We start from the raw sequence: 17,349 nt of genomic DNA, 5'->3' as shown, positions 1-17,349 counted from the left end.
GTGCCACGAGGGGTCAGCGGTCCTCGCGTACGACGAACTCGCACCACACGCACTTGCCGCCGCCCCGCGCCTCCACGCCCCACACGTCGGCGAGCAGGTCCACCAGGAGCAGGCCCCGTCCGGAGACGCCCGACTCGCCGGCCTCGCGACGGCGCGGCAGGGCGCTGGAGGAGTCCTCGACCTCGACGCGCAGCCGCCGGTCGCCGCCGCCGGTGAGGACCCGCAGGGTGACGATCGCGGCGCCCTCGGTGTGCATGAGGGCGTTGGTGACCAGTTCGTCGGCGACCAGCTCGATCTCGTCGGCGCGGTCGCGGGCGCCCCAGGCGCGGACGGCGGCCCTGATCATGTGCCGGGCGGCGGCGAGGGCCTCCGGGTCGCCGGGCGCGACGTGCTGCTGGAGCCGGCCGCCGGTCTGCGCGGTGTCCAGTCCGCGCCGGCGCAGCAGGAGCAGGGCGACGTCGTCGTCCCCGCCGCGTTCCTCGGCGACGTCGATCAGCTGGTCGGCGAGGCGGCGTACGTCGGCGGGCCCGGCGGCGATGAGGGCGGCGAGGTTGCGCATGCCGTCGTCGAGGTCGGCGCCGGGCTGTTCGACCAGGCCGTCGGTGCACAGCAGCAGGGTGTGGCCGGGGTCGAGCTCGACGGTGCCGACCGGGTACTCCAGGCTGCCGAACTCGGCGGACAGGCCGAGCGGCAGCCCGCCGGGGACGGGGACGCGCCGGCAGGTGCCGTCGGGGCCGCGCAGCAGGGGGTCGATGTGCCCGGCGCGGACCACCTGGACGACGCCGGTGGACAGGTCGGCCTCGGCGTAGAGGCAGGTGGCGAAGCGGTCGGTGTCGAGTTCGTGGAGGAAGACGGAGGCGCGGGCCATCACCGTGGCCGGGGTGTGGCCCTCGGCGGCGTAGGCCTTGAGGACGATGCGCAGCTGGCCCATGACGGCGGCGGCGTGTGTGTCGTGGCCCTGGACGTCGCCGATGACGGCGCCGACCCGGCCGCCGGGCAGCGGGATGAGGTCGTACCAGTCGCCGCCGATGTCCCGGCCGTGGGAGCCGCCGATGGTGGCGGCGCGGTAGCGGACGGCGACGTCGGCGCCGGGCACGCTGGGGATGGTGCGCGGCAGCATGGCCTGCTGGAGGCCCTGGGCGATGTCCTTCTCCTGCTCGTAGAACATGGCCCGCTGCAGGCTCTGGGCGATGCTGCTGCCGAGGGCGACGAGGATGTTGCGCTCCTCCTGGCTGAAGCCCTCGCGGTTGCTGTAGAGCAGGCCCATCGCGCCGATCGGGCGGGCCTGGACGATCAGCGGCAGATAGGCCGCGGAGGTGATCCTCAGGTCGGTGATGTGCGGCCAGAGCACGGGATAGCCGGCCGCGAACTCCTCCGGCGACTCGATGAAGCGGGGGGTGAGGGTGCGGACGACCTCGCTCATCGGGTACGGCTCGTCGATCCCGGTGACCAGGGTGCCGGGGACGAAGCTGCCCTCGGGGCCCTCGGCGATCAGCCGGATGCGGCCGGCCTCGACCAGGCCCATGACGAGGCTGGTCGCGCCGAGGTGGGTGAGGCCCTGGGTGTCCTTGAGGACGTCGATGACGTCCTGCACGGTCCGGGCGTGCGCGAGGGCGGCCGTGGTCAGCTGCACGACGTTGGTCTGCTCGCGGCGCGCGTCGTCGACGGCGGCCGCCTCCTGGCGCTCGGCGAGGTCGTTGAGCTCGTCGGTGGCGTCGCGGACGATGCCGACGATCCGGCGGGGACGGCCGGTGCCGTCGCGGCGGATGTAGCCCTGGGTGTGGGTCCAGCGCAGGGTGCCGTCGCGCAGCCGCATGCGGAAGTAGGCGCCGTAGTTCTCGCTGCCGTCCTTGATGGCCTGGGAGACCAGTTCGTCCAGGCGTTCGCCCTCACCGGGCGGGACGCGCACGGCGAGGGAGACCGGGTTGCCGTCGTACTCGTCGGGCCGCAGGTCGAAGATCTCGTGCGCCCGGGCGTCCATGTGGAACAGCCCCGAGTCCAGGTCCCAGTCGAAGCTGCCCATGCGGTTGAGCGCCAGGATCGGATCCGGGTGGGCGGGCCAGTCGTCCGGGAGTGACAGGGCACTCGCTCCCCGATCAGCCATGGGGCCACCTTGCCAGGATTCGTCCGATTCTTCGACCGGGGAGGGGGCGCTGTCAGTCGAGGGCGATGCCGTCGACCACCTCGGTCGTGTCGGACTCGTCGGGCCCGTCCGGCACCAGGCCGCCGCCGTCGGGCAGGTCGGGCAGCTCGGGGACGGTCTCGGGACCGATCTCCCCGGTGTCCTCGACGGCCTCCCCGGTGTCCTCGACGGCATCCTGTCCCTCGGCCGCCGGGAGGACGACTCCGGCGTCCGGCGGTGTGCCGTTCTCCTCGCCGGCCGTCGCCGTACCACCGCGTCCGGCGACGAGAAGCACCGCCGACAGGGCGCAGGCGGTGAGGGTCGCAACGGGTACTCGCACCTCTACCTCCCGAACGAAGTGGGCCATTCGCCCACTATTGTCTGCTTCACTCGCTCGGGTTACGCAAGCGGAGGCTTGGAACACGCACCGTCACGATGGTCGGAACGGAGAGAAGGAGAGCGCGGCCGTGGACTGGTTCACCGCACCCGACTACTGGCTGAGCCGACTGGTGTTCCAGCGGGCGCTGGCCGGTGTGTACCTGGTCGCGTTCCTGACGGCGGCCCTGCAGTTCCGGGCGCTGCTGGGCGAGCGCGGGATGCTGCCGGTCCCCCGTTACGTCGAGCGGGTGCCGTTCCGGCGGGCGCCGAGTCTGTTCCAGTGGCGCTACTCCGACCGTCTGTTCGCGGGCTGCGCCTGGGCGGGGTGCGCGGTGTCGGCGGCGCTGCTGGCGGGGCTCGACAGCCGGCTCCCGCTGTGGGCGGGGATGCTGCTGTGGCTGGTGCCGTGGGCGCTGTACCTGTCGATCGTGAACGTCGGCCAGACCTGGTACGCGTTCGGCTGGGAGTCGCTGCTGCTGGAGACCGGCTTCCTCGCGGTGTTCCTCGGCAACGACGAGGTGGACCCACCGATCGTCGTGCTCTTCCTGCTGCGCTGGCTGCTGTTCCGGGTGGAGTTCGGGGCGGGCCTGATCAAGATGCGGGGCGACGCCTGCTGGCGGAAGCTGACCTGTCTGTACCACCACCACGAGACCCAGCCGATGCCCGGCCCGCTGAGCTGGTTCTTCCATCATCTGCCGAAGCCGCTGCACCGGGTCGAGGTGGCCGCCAACCATGTCACGCAACTCCTCGTGCCGTTCCTGCTGTTCACTCCGCAGCCGGTGGCCACGGCGGCCGCGTCGCTGATGATCCTGACCCAGCTGTGGCTGATCCTGTCGGGCAACTTCTCCTGGCTGAACTGGATCACCGTGGTGCTGGCCGTGCCCGCGCTGGACCTGCCCACGGACCACCGGCGGGTCGCCGGTCCGCCGCTCTGGTACGAGGTGGTGGTCCTCGCCGCGGCGGCGCTGATCGTCCTCCTCAGCTACCACCCGGTGGTCAACATGCTCTCCCGCCGCCAGGTCATGAACCGCTCGTTCGATCCGCTGCACCTGGTCAACACCTACGGCGCGTTCGGCAGCGTGAGCCGGATCCGCTACGAGGTGGTGGTCGAGGGCACGCTCGACGACGTGCCGCGTGAGGACTCCGACTGGCGGGAGTACGAGTTCCGGGGCAAGCCGGGCGATCCCCGGCACTGGCCGCGCCAGTTCGCCCCCTACCATCTGCGCCTGGACTGGCTGATGTGGTTCGCGGCGCTCTCCCCGGCGTACGCCGGCCCGTGGTTCGGCGCGCTGGTGGAGCGGCTGCTGGAGAACGACCGCGACACCCTGAGGCTGCTGCGCCGCTCCCCCTTCCCGCCCGACGAACCGCCGCGTTACGTCCGCGCCCGTCTGTTCCGCTACCGGTACACCACCTGGCGGGAGCTGAGGGAGACGGGCGCCTGCTGGGACCGGACGTACGTGCGCGAGTACCTGCCGCCGACGCGGCTGACGGCGGCGGCCCAGAGGTTCCAGCCGGGTCAGGAGTCGTGGAGGCCGTAGACGCGGACGGCGGTGGTCCCGAGGATCCGGTCGCGTTCGGTGGGGCTCAGCAGGGCGGCCGTGACGTCGAGCACCGCGCCGTACGGGGCCGCGAGCGTGGACACGGGCCAGTCCGAGCCGAACATCAGCCGGTCCGGGCCGAACGCGTCCAGGACGGTGTCCGCGTACGGGCGCAGTTCGTCGGCGGTCCAGGCTGCGGGGTCGGCCTCGGTGAGCATGCCGGAGAGCTTGCAGACGGAGTTGGGGAGGGCGGCGAGGGCACGGACGTCGGAGGCCCAGGGTTCGAGGGCGCCGGAGGCGATGGGCGGTTTGCCGAGGTGGTCGAGGACGAAGGTGAGTCCGGGCAGGGCGGCGGCCGCCTTCGCGCAGGCGGGCAGCTGGCGCGGGAGGACGACCAGGTCGTAGACCAGGCCCGCGTCGGCCACGGCGGCCAGGCCCCGGTGGACGTCGGGGCGCAGCAGCCACCCGGGGTCGGGTTCGCCCTGGACCTGGTGCCGGATGCCCTTGAGGTACCGGCCGCCCGGGAGCTCCCGCAGCCGGGCCAGTTCGCCGGCCACGTCGGGGCGGGTGAGGTCGGTCCAGCCGACGACTCCCGCGATCAGTTCGTGGGCGGCGGCGAGCGCGAGGAACTCCGGGGTCTCCTCGGCGACGGTGACCGTCTGGACGAGGACCGTGCGGTCGACTCCGGCCGCGCGGGCCTCGGGTTCCAGGTCCGCCATCGTGAAGTCGCGGCGGATCGGACTGCCCGCGCCGATCCAGTCCTGGTCCCGGACGGACAGGTCCCACACGTGGTGGTGGGCGTCGACGGTCACGGCAGCTCCCACACGACCGGCAGACCGGCGTCCGCGCCCGCGTCGGAGTAGTCGTGCACGACGTCCAGGAGTTCGGCCATACGGGCCTGCCAGGCCACGTTGACCGGCAGCTTCTCCAGCTCGGCGAGGAGACGGGCGTAGTCCTCGCACTCCAGGACGTGGAAGAGGTCGGTGCCGCTGCGCCAGATGGTCCAGGAGGTGGCTCCGGCGGCGCTGATGGCGTCCGTCAGTTCCCTGGGGACCTCGCGGTGCGCGGCCTCGTACTCGGCGATGCGGTCGGCGCGGACCCTGGTGTGCAGGGCGACCCTCATGACGGTTCCTCCAAGGACTCCGAAGGGAGCAGTCCGGTGTCCCTCAGCTTCTCCCAGAGGGCGGCGGGGACGGGGGTGGCGAACTGTTCGGCGCAGTCGTCGGCCTCGGCCGCGGAGCGGGCACCGACCAGGACGCTCGCGACCGCCGGATGGGCCGCGCAGAAGGCGAGCGCGGCGGCCCGCAGGGTGGTGCCGTGGCGTTCGGCGACGGCCCTCATCCGCAGGGCCTTCTCCAGCAACTCGGCGGGCGCCCGGTCGTAGTTGTACGTCGCCCCGGGTCGGGGGTCCGCCAGCAGGCCCGAGTTGAAGGCACCGCCGATGACGACCGAGACGCCCCGCTCGACGGCGGCGGGCAGCAGTTCGGCGCTCGCGCGCTGGTCGAGCAGGGTGTAGCGGCCCGCGCAGAGCACCACGTCCACGTCCGTCTCGCGGACGAACCGGGTGAGCATCTCGGCCTGGTTCATCCCTGCGCCGATGGCGCCCACCACGCCCTCCGAGCGCAGGCGCTCCAGGGCCGGGTAGCCCTCGCGGAAGGCCTGCTCGGCGTGGTCGTCCGGGTCGTGCAGGTACACGACGTCGACGTGGTCCAGGCCCAGCCGTTCGAGGGAGTCCTCCAGCGAGCGGCGTACGCCGTCGGCGCTGAAGTCCCACACCCGCCGATGCGTGGCGGGTACGGCGAAGCCGTGGGCGAGGTCGTCGCCGCCGTCCGAGACGGGCTCCAGGCGGCGGCCCACCTTCGTCGACACCGTGTACGCGGAGCGCGGATGCTCGCGCAGGGCCGCGCCGAGACGCCGCTCGGACAGCCCGAGCCCGTAGTGGGGCGCGGTGTCGAAGTACCGCACACCCCGACGCCAGGCCGCGGCCACGGTGCCGTACGCCTGCTCCTCGGTGACCTCGGTGTAGAGGTTGGCGAGCGGAGCGGCACCGAGGCCGAGACCGGTGACCTGAACGGCACTGCGGCCGAGGGGGGTCGTCGGACCGCCGCTCTGCCCCGGGCCGACCACCGGGCCGCCGCCACGGCCGCGGGAGGCCATCGGGCCGCCGCCGGGGCCGGGAGCGGTCGCCGGATCGCCGCTCTGGCCCGGGCCGACCACCGGGCCGCCACCGGAGCCGGGCGCGGTCGCCGGATCGCCGCCGGAGCCGGGGGCAGTCACCGAGTCGCGGCCGCGACCGAGGGAGGCCATCGGGCCGCCACCGGAGCCGGGCGCGGCCGCCGAGCCGCCACCGGAGCCGGGCGCAGCCGCCGAGCCGCCACCGGAGCCGGGCGCAGCCGCCGAGCCGCCACCGGAGCCGGGCGCAGCCGCCGAGCCGCCACCGGAGCCGGGCGCGGCCGCCGAGCCGCCACCGGAGCCGGGCGCGGCCGCCGGGCCGCCGCTGGGGCCGGGGGCGGTCGTCGGGTCGTCGCTCTGGCCCGGGCCGGCCACCGGGTCGCCTCCGCGGGTGGGGGTGCCGGTCATCGGTTCGTCGCCGGGCGGAGTCGGAGGCCCTGCATGCCGCCGTCGACGGCGAGGGAGGTGCCGGTGGTGGCGCCGGACAGGGGGCTGGCCAGGTAGGCGATGGCGCCCGCGACCTCGGCGGCACTGACCAGACGGCCGGTGGGCTGGCGGGCCTCCAGGGCGGCGCGTTCGGCGGCCGGGTCGTCCGCGGCGCCCAGGAGGCGGCCGATCCACGGGGTGTCGGCGGTGCCGGGGTTGACGCAGTTGACGCGGATGCCCTCGCGGACGTGGTCGGCGGCCATGGCGAGGGTCAGCGCGTACACCGCGCCCTTGGTCGCGCTGTACAGCGCCCGCTGCGGCAGGCCCGCGGTGGCGGCGATGGAGCAGGTGTTGACGATCGCGGCGTGGTCGGAGACGCGCAGGTGCGGCAGGGCGGCGCGGGCCACGCGGACCATGCCGACCACGTTGACGTCGAGGACGCGGTGCCATTCGGCGTCGTCGTTGTCCTCGACGGTGCCCTGGGCGCCGATGCCCGCGTTGTTGACCAGTACGTCCAGGCCGCCGAGGTCGGCGACGGCGGCCGCGACGGCCTCGCGGACGGAGGTGTCGTCGGTGACGTCGGCGCGGAAGCCGAGGAGGGGCTTGTCGACGCCGGAGGGGTCGAGGTCGAGGACGGCGACCCGGGCGCCGCGTTCGGCCAGCAGCTCGGCGGTGGCCCGGCCGATGCCGGACGCGCCGCCGGTCACCAGGGCGCTCAGCCCTTCGAAGTCGCTCACGCCGCGCTCTCCTTCCGTCCTGCGGGATCCCGGTCGGCGGCCCAGAAGGTGCCGTCCGGGTAGGTGTACCGCGCGATGGACTCGGGCCGCATGGCGGCCGAGAAGCCGGGCGCGGTCGGCGCCGTGTAGTGACCCTCGCGGATCACCACCGGGTCGAGGAAGTGGTCGTGCAGATGGTCGACGTATTCGATGACGCGGTCCTCGGTGGTGCCGGTGAGGGCGACGTAGTCGAACATCGACAGGTGCTGGACGAGTTCGCACAGGCCGACGCCGCCCGCGTGCGGACAGACCGGGACGCCGAACTTGGCGGCGAGCAGCAGGATCGCGAGGTTCTCGTTGACGCCGCCGACGCGGGCCGCGTCGAGCTGGAGGACATCGAGGGCGTCGGCCTGGAGGAGCTGCTTGAAGATCACGCGGTTCTGGACGTGTTCGCCGGTGGCGACCTTGACGGGGGCGACGGCCCTGCGGACCGCGGCGTGGCCGAGGACGTCGTCGGGGCTGGTGGGCTCCTCGATCCAGTACGGGTCGAACTCGGCGAGGGCCCGGGTCCAGCGGATGGCCTCGTCGACGTCCCAGCGCTGGTTGGCGTCGACAGCGAGCCGGATGCCGGGTCCGACGGCGGCGCGGGCGACGCGGCAGCGCCGTACGTCGTCGGCGAGGTCCGCGCCGACCTTGAGCTTGATCTGCCGGAAGCCGTCGGCGACGGCCTCGGTGGCGAGCCGGGTCAGCTTCTCGTCGTCGTAGCCGAGCCAGCCGGCGGAGGTGGTGTAGGCGGGGTAGCCGCGCTCCAGGAGGCGGGCCGTGCGCTCCTCGGCGCCGTCCCGGCCGCGGCGCAGCAGGTCGAGGGCCTCGTCGGGGGTGAGGGCGTCGGTGAGGTAGCGGAAGTCGACCTGGCTCACCAGCCACTCGGGGTCGGCCTCGGCGAGCAGCCGCCACAGGGGCTTGTCCGCGCGCTTGGCGGCGAGGTCCCAGGCGGCGTTGACGACCGCGCCGATCGCCATGTGCATCACGCCCTTCTCGGGGCCGAGCCAGCGCAGCTGGCTGTCGCCGATCAGGTCGCGGCTGAGCGTGCCCGGGTCGGCGCAGAGCTCGTCGACGGACCGGCCGACGACATGCTCGCGCAGTGCCTCGACGGCGGCGACCTGCACCTCGTTGCCCCGGCCGATGGTGAAGGTGAAGCCGTGTCCCTCGGGGCCGTCGGCGGCGTCCGTGCGCAGCACGAGGTAGGCGGCCGAATAGTCGGGGTCCGGGTTCATCGCGTCGGAGCCGTCGAGCTCGCGCGAGGTGGGGAAGCGGACGTCGTGGGTCTCGACCGCGGTGACGCGGGCGGTGGTCGGCGGCGCCATCGGCCGGCTCCTCTATCTGGCGTACTCATGCGACAGCCGCATATTTATCAGACCACTTCCGTCTGACAACAGCCCTCAACCGGGAAACAGCCGCATGATTGACCCAAGTGGTCAGACCACATCGATGGCTAGACTGCGCGGCACCGGCGACAGGAGAGAGCACGTGGACGAGCCGCGACAGGGCGGGGGTGCCCCGAAGGGCACGGTGACCCAGCGCGCCATCGAGCGGATCAAGGCGATGATCGGCGAAGGGCTGCTGGAGCCGGGCCAGAGGCTGCCGACGGAGCGTGATCTCGCGGTCCAGCTGGGCATCTCCCGCAGTTCGATGCGTGAGGCCATCCGGGCGCTGACGGTCCTCGGCGTGCTGGAGGCCCGGCACGGCTCCGGCATCTACGTCACGCAGCTCCAGGCCGGTGGTCTGCTGGAGACGTTCGGGGTCGTCGCCGATCTCTCGCGCGGGCCCCGGCTGGTGGAGCTGCTCGAGGTCCGGCGGATCCTGGAGTCCACGGCGACCGCGCTGGCCGCCGCCCGGATCACACCCGGGCAACTGGCCGTCGTGGAGGGCCATCTGGCCGCGATGAACGCCACGGACGACCCGGAGGAGATCCTCGCCCACGATCTCGCCTTCCACCGCGAGATCGCCCGGGCGGCGGGCAACGAGACGATGGCGGCGATCCTGGAGGGCCTGTCCTCGCGCACCCTGCGGGCCCGGGTCTGGCGCGGCTACCGCGAGGAGGGCGCCTTCGACCGCACCCGCCGTGAGCACACCGCCATCCATCGCGCGCTCGCCGCCCGCGACCCGGAGGCGGCCCGGGCGGCGGCGGCCGCTCATGTGGGCGAGGTGGAGGAGTGGCTCAGGGCGCAGGTGGGTTCCTGAGCCCCGCTGCGATACGGGCGGACCCTCGACGCGAGGGGCCGGGCGGGGCACAGTTCTCCCTACGTACTCACCAGTAGCGCCAAGGAGCTGCCGTGACCACCTGGGTCGGCCGGACCGCCGTCGAGATCGCCGCCGCCGTGCGGGAGAAGCAGGCCACTGCGCGCGAGGTGGTGGCGGAGCATCTCGCGCGGATCGAACGGCTGGACGGGGGCATCGGGGCGTTCCGGGTGGTGCGGGCCGAGGCCGCGCTCGCCGAGGCGGACGAGGTGGCCGCCCGGGGCGATCTGGCCGAACTGCCGCTGGCCGGGGTGCCGGTGGCGGTCAAGGACAACCTGGCCGTTCGGGGCGAGTCGACGCGGGTCGGCTCGGCCGCGACCCCGGAGATCCCGGCGGACGCCGACCATGTGACCGTGGCCCGGCTGCGGGCGGCCGGCGCGGTGGTCGTGGGTCTGACGAACGTGCCGGAGCTGTGTGTCTTCGGCACCACGGAGGGTGTGCACGGCACCGCCCGCAATCCGTGGGACACCTCGCGCACGGCGGGCGGCTCGTCCGGCGGCAGCGCGGCCGCGGTCGCCGCGGGGATGGTGCCGATCGCGCTCGGCAACGACGGCATGGGCTCGCTGCGCATACCGGCCGCCAACTGCGGTCTGGTGACGATCAAGCCGGGCCACGGGGTGGTGCCGGCGGGCATCGGCGACGGCGACTGGTTCGGGATGTCGGAGAACGGCCCGCTGGCCACGACCGTCGAGGACGCCCGGCTGATGCTGTCGGTCCTGGCGGACACCGGGGCCGTACGGCGGGACGGGGAGCCCGGTGCGCTGAGGGTCGCCGTGTCGGTGCGCAGCCCGCTGGCCGGCGTCACGGTGAGCGCCCCGTACGCGGCCGCGGCCCGGGACGCGGCCGGCGTGCTGATGAAGGCGGGCCATCAGGTGCGCCGGGCCGACCCGCGGTATCCGCTCTCGCTGGGCGTCACCTCGCTCGCCCACTGGACGGCGGGCACGGCGGTGGACGCGGCGGCGCTCGACCCGCGGCTGCTGACCCGCCGCACCCGGGTGCACGCGGCGCTCGGCAGGCGCTTCCTGAACGGGGTGCGGGGCGGCTCGGCACGGGAGGAGCTGCGCCGGCGCCTCGAGCCGTTCTTCGAGGAGTACGACGTACTGCTCACCCCGGCGCTGGCGCGGCGCTCGCCGCGGTCGGAGCCGTGGCACGAGCGGGGCTGGCTGCGCAATGTCCTGGTGAACACGAACTACTCGCCGCTGACCCCGCCGTGGAACCTGACCGGGTGGCCCGCGATGGCGGTTCCGTTCGGCACCCTGCCGTCCGGTGCGCCGGCCGCCGTACAGCTGGTGGGGCGGCCGGGGTCGGAGGCGGAACTGCTGCGGGTGGCGGAGCAGTTGGAGGGTCTGCGTCCGTGGCGGCGGACGGCGCCGCTCGACTGAGCGCGAGCGGTCGGGGTCCGCATGGGCGTGGTCCGGGTGCGCACACGCCCATGCGGGGGGAATCGCGAGGGTCCGGCCGGGCTCAGTCCACGCTGGGCAGGATGTGGTCCTCGGCGAGGTCCTCCTCGTAGCCCGCCAGGCGGATCGGGGCGGAGCGCGCCCACACGTCGAGGCTGCCGATCTCACCGGGCCTGCGGCCGGCGCGCTCCGTGCGTTCCTTGGGGCGTGGTTCGCGATTCGTCTTCTCCGGTGTCACCGCGCACTCCTTATGTGTCGGGTCACCCTCGGGGCGTGCCGGCCAGTCTGCGGTCCGGCTGTCAACGCTCCCTGGGGTCTGGCTGGAGTCGGTGGCGACGCGGTGGTGCCGGTGACTCCTAGGAGAGCTGGCCGTTGTGAACCGGCTTGTCCCAGACGGACGGTGGGTGTGGGTGGCACTCCGTCCTGCTGTCCGTCCGCTACAGATTAACCAAATGAGCGGGGTGCCGCTCGATAGGGCCGAAAATTTGGGGTAACCATGGCGCGTCACCTGCGTATCCTCGCAGGTGAATTGAACCCCTTTCGTCACATATGTACGCGTCGAGTTCACCCGTCCGGCGTACAAAGCCGAACGCGGCCACGGGCCTGTCGTGTCGTTCAAGTCCCGTTCGCCCGGTCGAAAGCAGGCCATGATCTGCTGAGGTACCGAACGGCTGTCTCGCGGGAGGACCGACGCATGGAGCTGCGCAGCGTCGAGGAGCTGATGGACCTGCTGTACGCGTGCCGGGGCGTACGGGAGACACCGGAGGGTCCGGCCCACGGGGTCGACCTGCACGACCACGCGCTGCAGACGGCGGCGCTGCTGCGCCGAAGTCGTCCCGCGGACAAGGAACTCCAGCTGACCGGGCTGGTCCACCCCATCGGGCACCTCCTGCGTCCCACCGACCCCGTCGGCCGCGCCGAGCGTGCCGCCGACGCCGTACGCCCCCTGCTCGGCCCCCGCGTCTCGCACCTGCTGCGGCTGCACCCCTGGCTCGGCGCCCCCGCCGACGACGACCTGAACCGCCTGCGCCAGGCCGACGAGGACGGCCTGTCCGCCGGTTTCGACGCGGGCGTCCTCGAGGACTGGCGGACGGTGCTGGAACTGGTCGCCGACCGCAACTCACGTCTCGGGGCTGTCGATTGAGGGTGCGCCGTGAGACCGTACGCCGATGACGTCGTCGTACGGGTTGCGCGGCAGGGCCGCCGTGGTCACCGGAGCCACCCGCGGCATCGGCCGGGCGGTGGCACGGGCCCTCGCGGACGCGGGGGCGCGGGTGTGCGTGAGCGCACGGGACCCCGACGAGGTGCGGCGCGCCGCCGCCGAGCTCGACGGAACCGGACTGGCCGGCAGCGTCGCGGACCCCGGCCATCCGGAGGCCCTCACCGACCTCTGCCTGCGCGAGTTCGGCCGACTGGACGTCCTGGTCAACAACGCGGCGACGAACCAGCCGTACGGCCCCCTCATGGCCGCCGACCCGGACGTCTGGCGCGAGGCCTTCACGATCAACGTCGAGGCACCGCTGCGGCTGGTGCAGTGCGCCTGGCACGGCTGGATGCGCGAGCACGGCGGAACGGTGGTCAACATCTGCACGGAGGGCGCCGGCCACGTGGGCCCCGGCGTGGGCGCCTACGGCACCAGCAAGGCGGCCCTCCTCCACCTCACCCAGCAACTGGCCGGAGAACTGGGCCCGGGCGTCCGGGTCAACTCGGTCTCCCCCGGCCTCGTACGCACCGAGATGGCACGGTTCGTGTGGGAGCCGGGAGAGGGGGAGATAGCGGCGGGCTTACCGCTGGAACGGATCGGCGAGCCGGAGGACGTGGCGCGAGCGGTGCTGTGGCTGTGCTCGGACAACGCCGACTGGATCACAGGCACGGACCTACTGGTGGACGGCGGTACGAGATCACGAGCGGCACGCATCGCACGCTGAGGGGCGCGGGGCTGTGTAAATTTGCGGCTCCGCCGCGTGGGCGCGACCAGCCCCCACAAACCCGCACCCGAAATCACTACCACTTACCCGGCACGTAGTCCTTCAAGAAGACCCCGTACACGTCCTCCCCAGCCTCACCCCGCACAACGGGGTCATAGACCCGAGCCGCCCCGTCGACAAGATCCAGCGGCGCATGGAACCCCTCCTCCGCCAACCGCAGCTTGTCGAAGTGCGGCCGCTCGTCGGTGATCCACCCGGTGTCGACGGAGGTCATCAGGATCCCGTCGGCCTGGAACATCTCCGCCGCACTGGTCCGCGTGACCATGTTCATCGCGGCCTTGGCGGCGTTGGTGTTCGGATGTCCCGCGCCCTTGTAGCCCCGCCCGAAGACCCCCTCCATCGCCGAGACGTTCACGACGTACGCGCGCCCGCTCGCCGCCGCGCGGGCGGCCGCGGCCATGGCCGGCCGCAGCTTGCTGATCAGGATGAAGGGCGCCGTGTAGTTGCACAGCTGGGTCTCGAGGAGCTCCACCGGGGAGATCTGCTCGATGGTCTGCACCCAGGTGTTGCTCTCGACGACGTCGGGGACCAGACCGCCCGCGTCGATGGCGGTGCCGTCGAGGTGCCGGGCGACGCTGGCGTTGCCCGCGACCAGGGCGAGGTCGGCGACCTTCTGCGCGTCCAGGCCGCTGGTGCCGAGGGGCAGCGCGGCGAGTCCGTCGACGGCGCCGGAGTTGAAGGCGCCGATGACGTGGTGGGCGGGCAGCTCACCGGCGGGCAGCGGGGCGCTCTCGCCGTCGACCAGGGCGGCGTAGGCGGTGGGCAGCCGGCGTACGGTCTGCGTCGCGTTGTTGATGAGGATGTCGAGCGGGCCCGCCTCGGCGACCTGGTCGGCGAGGGCGACGGCCTGCGCCGGGTCGCGCAGGTCGATGCCGACGACCTCCAGGCGGTGCAGCCAGTCGGCCGAGTCGTCCATGGCCTTGAAGCGGCGGATGGCGTCCTTGGGGAAGCGCGTGGTGATCGTGGTGTGCGCGCCGTCGCGCAGCAGCCGCAGCGCGATGTACATGCCGATCTTGGCGCGGCCGCCGGTGAGCAGCGCGCGCTTGCCGCTGAGGTCGGCGCGGACGTCCCGCTTGGCGCGGTTCAGGGCGGCGCAGTCCGGACAGAGCTGGTGGTAGAAGTAGTCGACTTCCACGTACCGGGTCTTGCAGGTGTAGCAGGAGCGCGGGCGCTGGAGTATCCCCGCGATCCTGCCCGCCTCGGTGACCGACGACGGGAGGATGCCCTCGGTCTCGTCGTCGATGCGCTGGGCGGAGCCGGTCGCCGTGGCCTCCGTGACCGCCTTGTCGTGGGCGGTCTTGGCGGCCCGGCGCTCCTGGCGGCGGCGCTGCTTGACCGTGCGGTAGATGCCCGCGGTGGCCCGGCGCACGGCGATCGCGTCGGGGTGGTCCACCTCCAGCTTGTCGAGCTCCTCGAGCACGCCGAGGCAGACGGCCAGCCGCTCGGGGTCGATGCCGGGCCCGTACACGACCTCCTCGGCCGCCGCCGTGCCTTCCTCTGTCACCGTCATCGCGCTGCCGTTCCCTGCTGACCCGTGCGGCGCTCCGACCGCGCCCGCTTTCGAACGGGGAAGTCTACGGAGCGCCGGGCCCCTCCTCCAAACCCGTTCCGGTCAGGAACCGCAGGCCGTGATGAGTGTCTCCACCTCGGCGGTCAGCGCGTGCGCGAACCGGTCGAGATCCGGTACGGCCTCGGCGTCGGCGACGAGCCCGTAGTGGACGCGGCCGCGGTACGTCGAGACGGCGACCGCCAGGGACTGGCCGCGGGCGAGCGGGGCGTACGGGAAGACCTCGGTGACCGGGTTCCCGCCGAGCTTCAGACCGAGGCTGGGCAGGGGCACGCTGGTGACGAGGATGTCGAACCAGAGCCGGGCGGCCTGGCTGACCAGCGGTCCGCCGAGCCGGTGGCCGAGCGCCGGGACGTGGTCGGCCAGCAGCGCGACGGCCCCCGCGCCCCGGCCCGGTCCGGCGTCCTTGTTGGCGTCCATGGCCGTGCGGACGTGGGCGAGCCGGGCGAGCGGGTCGGGGTCGTTGACCGGAAGCCGTATCAGGTACCCGGAGAGCCGGTTGCCCTGTGGGTGCGCGGTGCGCGGGCGGCGCTTGGAGACGGGGATCAGCGCACGCGGCCGGACGCCCTCGCTGCCGTCGCCGCGCTCGTCCAGCCAGCGGCGCAGGGCCCCGGCGACGACCGCGATCAGGACGTCGTTGACGGTGCCGCCGACGACCTTGCGGACGCGGTGCACGTCGTCGAGGTCGAGGACCACGCCGGCGGTGCGGCGGGTGCCGGTGGGTTCGGCGGCGAGCGCGGGGGTGGACCGTACGCCCAGGGTCGACACGGCGACGGAGGCGCCGATGTCGAGGGCGCGCCCCACGTCGGAGACGGCTCCGCGCAGCAGCCCGGGGAGTCTGCGCACGTCGGGGATCAGGCCCCGGGCGGGCTCCGCGGGGCGGGGCCGGGGTGCGGGCAGGTCCATGGGGTCCAGGACGGCGGCGGCGAGCGTCAGGGCGCGCAGTCCGTCCGCGAGGGCGTGGTGGAACTTGAACAGCACGGCGAAGGACACGCCGTCCTCCCCCGGCAGCACGTGTGCCTCCCAGGGCGGGCGGTCGCGTTCCAGGGGGCGCTCCATGAGCCGGCCGGCCGCGGCCTGGAAGTCGGCGGTGGGCGCGTGCAGGCGGACGTGCCGGAGGGGATCGAAGTCCGGGTCGGGTTCGCGCACCGCGCCGCCGAGGGCCAGCGGCCGGCGCAGGTCGAGCGGCAGCGCGGTGTCGAAGGGCCGCCACACGTCCCGGATCCGCATGCGCAGCCCAGGGACGCCCGCCGCGCGGGCTGCGAGCAGGTCGGCCGCGTGGGCACCGGCGGTGGGCGACTGCGCGGAGAACACGCCGAGGGCACCGAGGTGCATCGGATGCTCGGGGGACTCGATGTTCCAGAACGCCAGGTCGAGAGGTGCCAGGAGATCATCAGCAGACAAGGGCTTGCCTCGCGTCGACGACGGGTGAGGAAGCAGTCAACCTCTTCGAGGTGATTACGGTCAAGCACCGCCGTGCTACACGCAGTTAACAGCCGATTAAGTTCATGACACCTGCTGCCCCTTCCCGAGGGCGATCACCCCGCCCTCCGAGACGGTGTACAGCTCCCCGTCGCGGTCCGGGTTGACGCCGATCGTGGCGCCCGGCGGTACCTCGACGTTCTTGTCCAGGACCGCTCCGCGCACCACCGCGCCCCGGCCGATGTGGACGTTGTCGTGGAGGATCGAGCCCTGCACGACCGCTCCGGGGTCGACTCTGACGCCCGGCGACAGCACGGACCGGGTGACCTGCCCGCGGATGAGGCATCCCGCACTGATGATCGACTCGCTGGCCATGCCGCCGGCGTTGAAGCGGGCCGGGGAGAGCTGGTTGGAGTGGGTGTAGATGGGCCAGTTGCGGTTGAACAGGTTGAAGGCGGGGCGCTCGGCGATCAGGTCCATGTGGGCGTCGTAGTACGCGTCGAGCGTGCCGACGTCCCGCCAGTAGCCCTGGTCGCGGGTGGTCTCGCCGGGGACGTGGTTGTCGTTGAAGTCGTACAGGTGGGCCTCGCCGCGCTCGGTGAGCTGGGGCAGGATCGAGCCGCCCATGTCGTGCACGGAGTCCTCGTCCTCGGCGTCCCGCTGGAGTGCCTCGATGAGGGCCTTGGTGGTGAAGAGGTAGTTGCCCATGGAGGCGAACACCGTCTCCGGGTCGTCCACGAGCCCGGGCGGGTCGGCGGGCTTCTCCAGGAAGCGCTCGATCGTCTGGCCGTCCGAGCCCGGGGTGATCACGCCGAAGGAGGAGGACTCGGCTCGCGGGACGCGGATCCCGGCCACCGTGACCCCCGCTCCGCTGTCGATGTGCTGGGTGAGCATCTGCCGCGGGTCCATGCGGTAGACGTGGTCGGCGCCGAACACGGCCACGTACTCGGGCCGTTCGTCGTAGACCAGGTTCAGCGACTGCAGGATGGCGTCGGCGCTGCCCAGGTACCAGCGCTTGCCGAGCCGCTGCTGGGCGGGGACGGGGGTGACGTAGTTGCCGAGCAGGCTGGACATCCGCCAGGTGGTGGTGATGTGCCGGTCCAGCGAGTGCGACTTGTACTGGGTCAGCACGCAGATGCGCAGGACGTCGGCGTTGACGAGGTTGGACAGGACGAAGTCGACGAGCCGGTAGGTCCCGCCGAAGGTGACCGCTGGTTTGGCGCGGTCCGCGGTCAGGGGCATCAGGCGCTTGCCCTCACCGCCCGCGAGTACGATGCCGAGCACCGAAGGTCCGCCACGCCGCATGGCCGCTCCCCTCA

Annotated in this window: 16 protein-coding genes; 5 read left to right on the top strand and 11 right to left on the bottom strand. The window is 73.0% G+C overall.

The genetic code is table 11. From position 1 onward, the window contains the following. Positions 1–13 precede the first annotated feature (13 nt). Both ACIRF9_RS09140 and ACIRF9_RS09135 read right to left on the bottom strand, forming a co-directional pair. On the bottom strand, positions 14–2,104 hold the full coding sequence (locus ACIRF9_RS09140; RefSeq protein ID WP_403818490.1) for a SpoIIE family protein phosphatase: 2,091 nt from the start codon (positions 2,102–2,104) through the stop codon (positions 14–16). A 52-nt stretch (positions 2,105–2,156) separates the two neighbouring features. Beyond that, complete coding sequence (locus ACIRF9_RS09135; protein ID WP_403818489.1) at positions 2,157–2,462, bottom strand: hypothetical protein; 306 nt, start codon at positions 2,460–2,462, stop codon at positions 2,157–2,159. 127 nt (positions 2,463–2,589) lie between these two features. Here ACIRF9_RS09135 and ACIRF9_RS09130 point away from each other — a divergent pair, with 127 nt between their 5' ends. Beyond that, on the top strand, positions 2,590–4,038 hold the full coding sequence (locus ACIRF9_RS09130) for a lipase maturation factor family protein (RefSeq protein WP_403818488.1): 1,449 nt from the start codon (positions 2,590–2,592) through the stop codon (positions 4,036–4,038). On the opposite strand, the gene ACIRF9_RS09125 is transcribed toward ACIRF9_RS09130, so the two are convergent. The 5 genes from ACIRF9_RS09125 to ACIRF9_RS09105 form a co-directional block, all read right to left on the bottom strand. After that, positions 4,017–4,850: an amidohydrolase family protein gene (locus ACIRF9_RS09125; RefSeq protein WP_403818486.1), complete on the bottom strand. Its 834-nt coding sequence runs from the start codon at positions 4,848–4,850 to the stop codon at positions 4,017–4,019. The two genes, ACIRF9_RS09130 and ACIRF9_RS09125, sit on opposite strands and share 22 nt — an antisense overlap. Then, positions 4,847–5,161: an L-rhamnose mutarotase gene (locus ACIRF9_RS09120; RefSeq protein WP_403818484.1), complete on the bottom strand. Its 315-nt coding sequence runs from the start codon at positions 5,159–5,161 to the stop codon at positions 4,847–4,849. Before ACIRF9_RS09120 ends, ACIRF9_RS09125 begins: the two co-directional genes overlap by 4 nt. After that, positions 5,158–6,195, bottom strand: coding sequence for an aldo/keto reductase (locus tag ACIRF9_RS09115; RefSeq protein ID WP_403819019.1), 1,038 nt, complete (start codon positions 6,193–6,195; stop codon positions 5,158–5,160). The genes ACIRF9_RS09120 and ACIRF9_RS09115 overlap by 4 nt, the downstream gene beginning before the upstream one ends. A gap of 419 nt (positions 6,196–6,614) precedes the next feature. Then, positions 6,615–7,373, bottom strand: a complete 759-nt coding sequence (locus ACIRF9_RS09110; RefSeq protein ID WP_403818482.1) for an SDR family NAD(P)-dependent oxidoreductase — start codon at positions 7,371–7,373, stop codon at positions 6,615–6,617. After that, complete coding sequence (locus ACIRF9_RS09105; protein ID WP_403818480.1) at positions 7,370–8,719, bottom strand: L-fuconate dehydratase; 1,350 nt, start codon at positions 8,717–8,719, stop codon at positions 7,370–7,372. Before ACIRF9_RS09105 ends, ACIRF9_RS09110 begins: the two co-directional genes overlap by 4 nt. A gap of 124 nt (positions 8,720–8,843) precedes the next feature. On the opposite strand from ACIRF9_RS09105, the gene ACIRF9_RS09100 reads away from it, so the two are divergent. Together ACIRF9_RS09100 and ACIRF9_RS09095 are read left to right on the top strand one after the other, a co-directional pair. Then, positions 8,844–9,596, top strand: a complete 753-nt coding sequence (locus tag ACIRF9_RS09100; protein ID WP_403818478.1) for a FadR/GntR family transcriptional regulator — start codon at positions 8,844–8,846, stop codon at positions 9,594–9,596. Between the two features lie 92 nt (positions 9,597–9,688). Then, entirely contained in the window at positions 9,689–11,035 is a 1,347-nt protein-coding gene (locus ACIRF9_RS09095; protein ID WP_403818477.1) for an amidase, read from the top strand. Between the two features lie 82 nt (positions 11,036–11,117). Here ACIRF9_RS09095 and ACIRF9_RS09090 read toward each other — a convergent pair whose 3' ends face one another. After that, positions 11,118–11,291: a hypothetical protein gene (locus ACIRF9_RS09090; RefSeq protein WP_403818475.1), complete on the bottom strand. Its 174-nt coding sequence runs from the start codon at positions 11,289–11,291 to the stop codon at positions 11,118–11,120. A 456-nt stretch (positions 11,292–11,747) separates the two neighbouring features. Between ACIRF9_RS09090 and ACIRF9_RS09085 the strand changes: the two genes are divergently transcribed. Then, on the top strand, positions 11,748–12,197 hold the full coding sequence (locus ACIRF9_RS09085; RefSeq protein WP_403818473.1) for a hypothetical protein: 450 nt from the start codon (positions 11,748–11,750) through the stop codon (positions 12,195–12,197). A 25-nt stretch (positions 12,198–12,222) separates the two neighbouring features. Beyond that, positions 12,223–12,981 (top strand): SDR family oxidoreductase, encoded by a 759-nt coding sequence (locus ACIRF9_RS09080; protein WP_403818471.1) that lies wholly within the window; start codon positions 12,223–12,225, stop codon positions 12,979–12,981. Between the two features lie 76 nt (positions 12,982–13,057). On the opposite strand, the gene ACIRF9_RS09075 is transcribed toward ACIRF9_RS09080, so the two are convergent. The 3 genes from ACIRF9_RS09075 to glgC all read right to left on the bottom strand — a co-directional run bounded on the left by ACIRF9_RS09075 (position 13,058) and on the right by glgC (position 17,335). Further along, positions 13,058–14,551 carry an SDR family NAD(P)-dependent oxidoreductase gene (locus ACIRF9_RS09075; protein WP_403818469.1) on the bottom strand — a complete coding sequence of 498 codons (1,494 nt, stop codon included), beginning with the start codon at positions 14,549–14,551 and terminating at the stop codon, positions 13,058–13,060. Positions 14,552–14,653: 102 nt separating this feature from the next. Then, entirely contained in the window at positions 14,654–16,012 is a 1,359-nt protein-coding gene (locus ACIRF9_RS09070; protein ID WP_403818467.1) for a wax ester/triacylglycerol synthase family O-acyltransferase, read from the bottom strand. A 102-nt stretch (positions 16,013–16,114) separates the two neighbouring features. Next, the gene (gene glgC, locus ACIRF9_RS09065) at positions 16,115–17,335 is read right to left on the bottom strand and encodes a glucose-1-phosphate adenylyltransferase (protein ID WP_403818465.1); all 1,221 of its coding nucleotides are present in this window, start codon (positions 17,333–17,335) and stop codon (positions 16,115–16,117) included. Positions 17,336–17,349 lie beyond the last annotated feature (14 nt).

This window comes from Streptomyces sp. NPDC096132, from assembly GCF_044763345.1.
In the GTDB taxonomy this organism is placed as follows: domain Bacteria; phylum Actinomycetota; class Actinomycetes; order Streptomycetales; family Streptomycetaceae; genus Streptomyces.
Note: the sequence above shows the minus strand (reverse complement) of the source record. Positions and strands in the feature narration are given on the sequence as shown.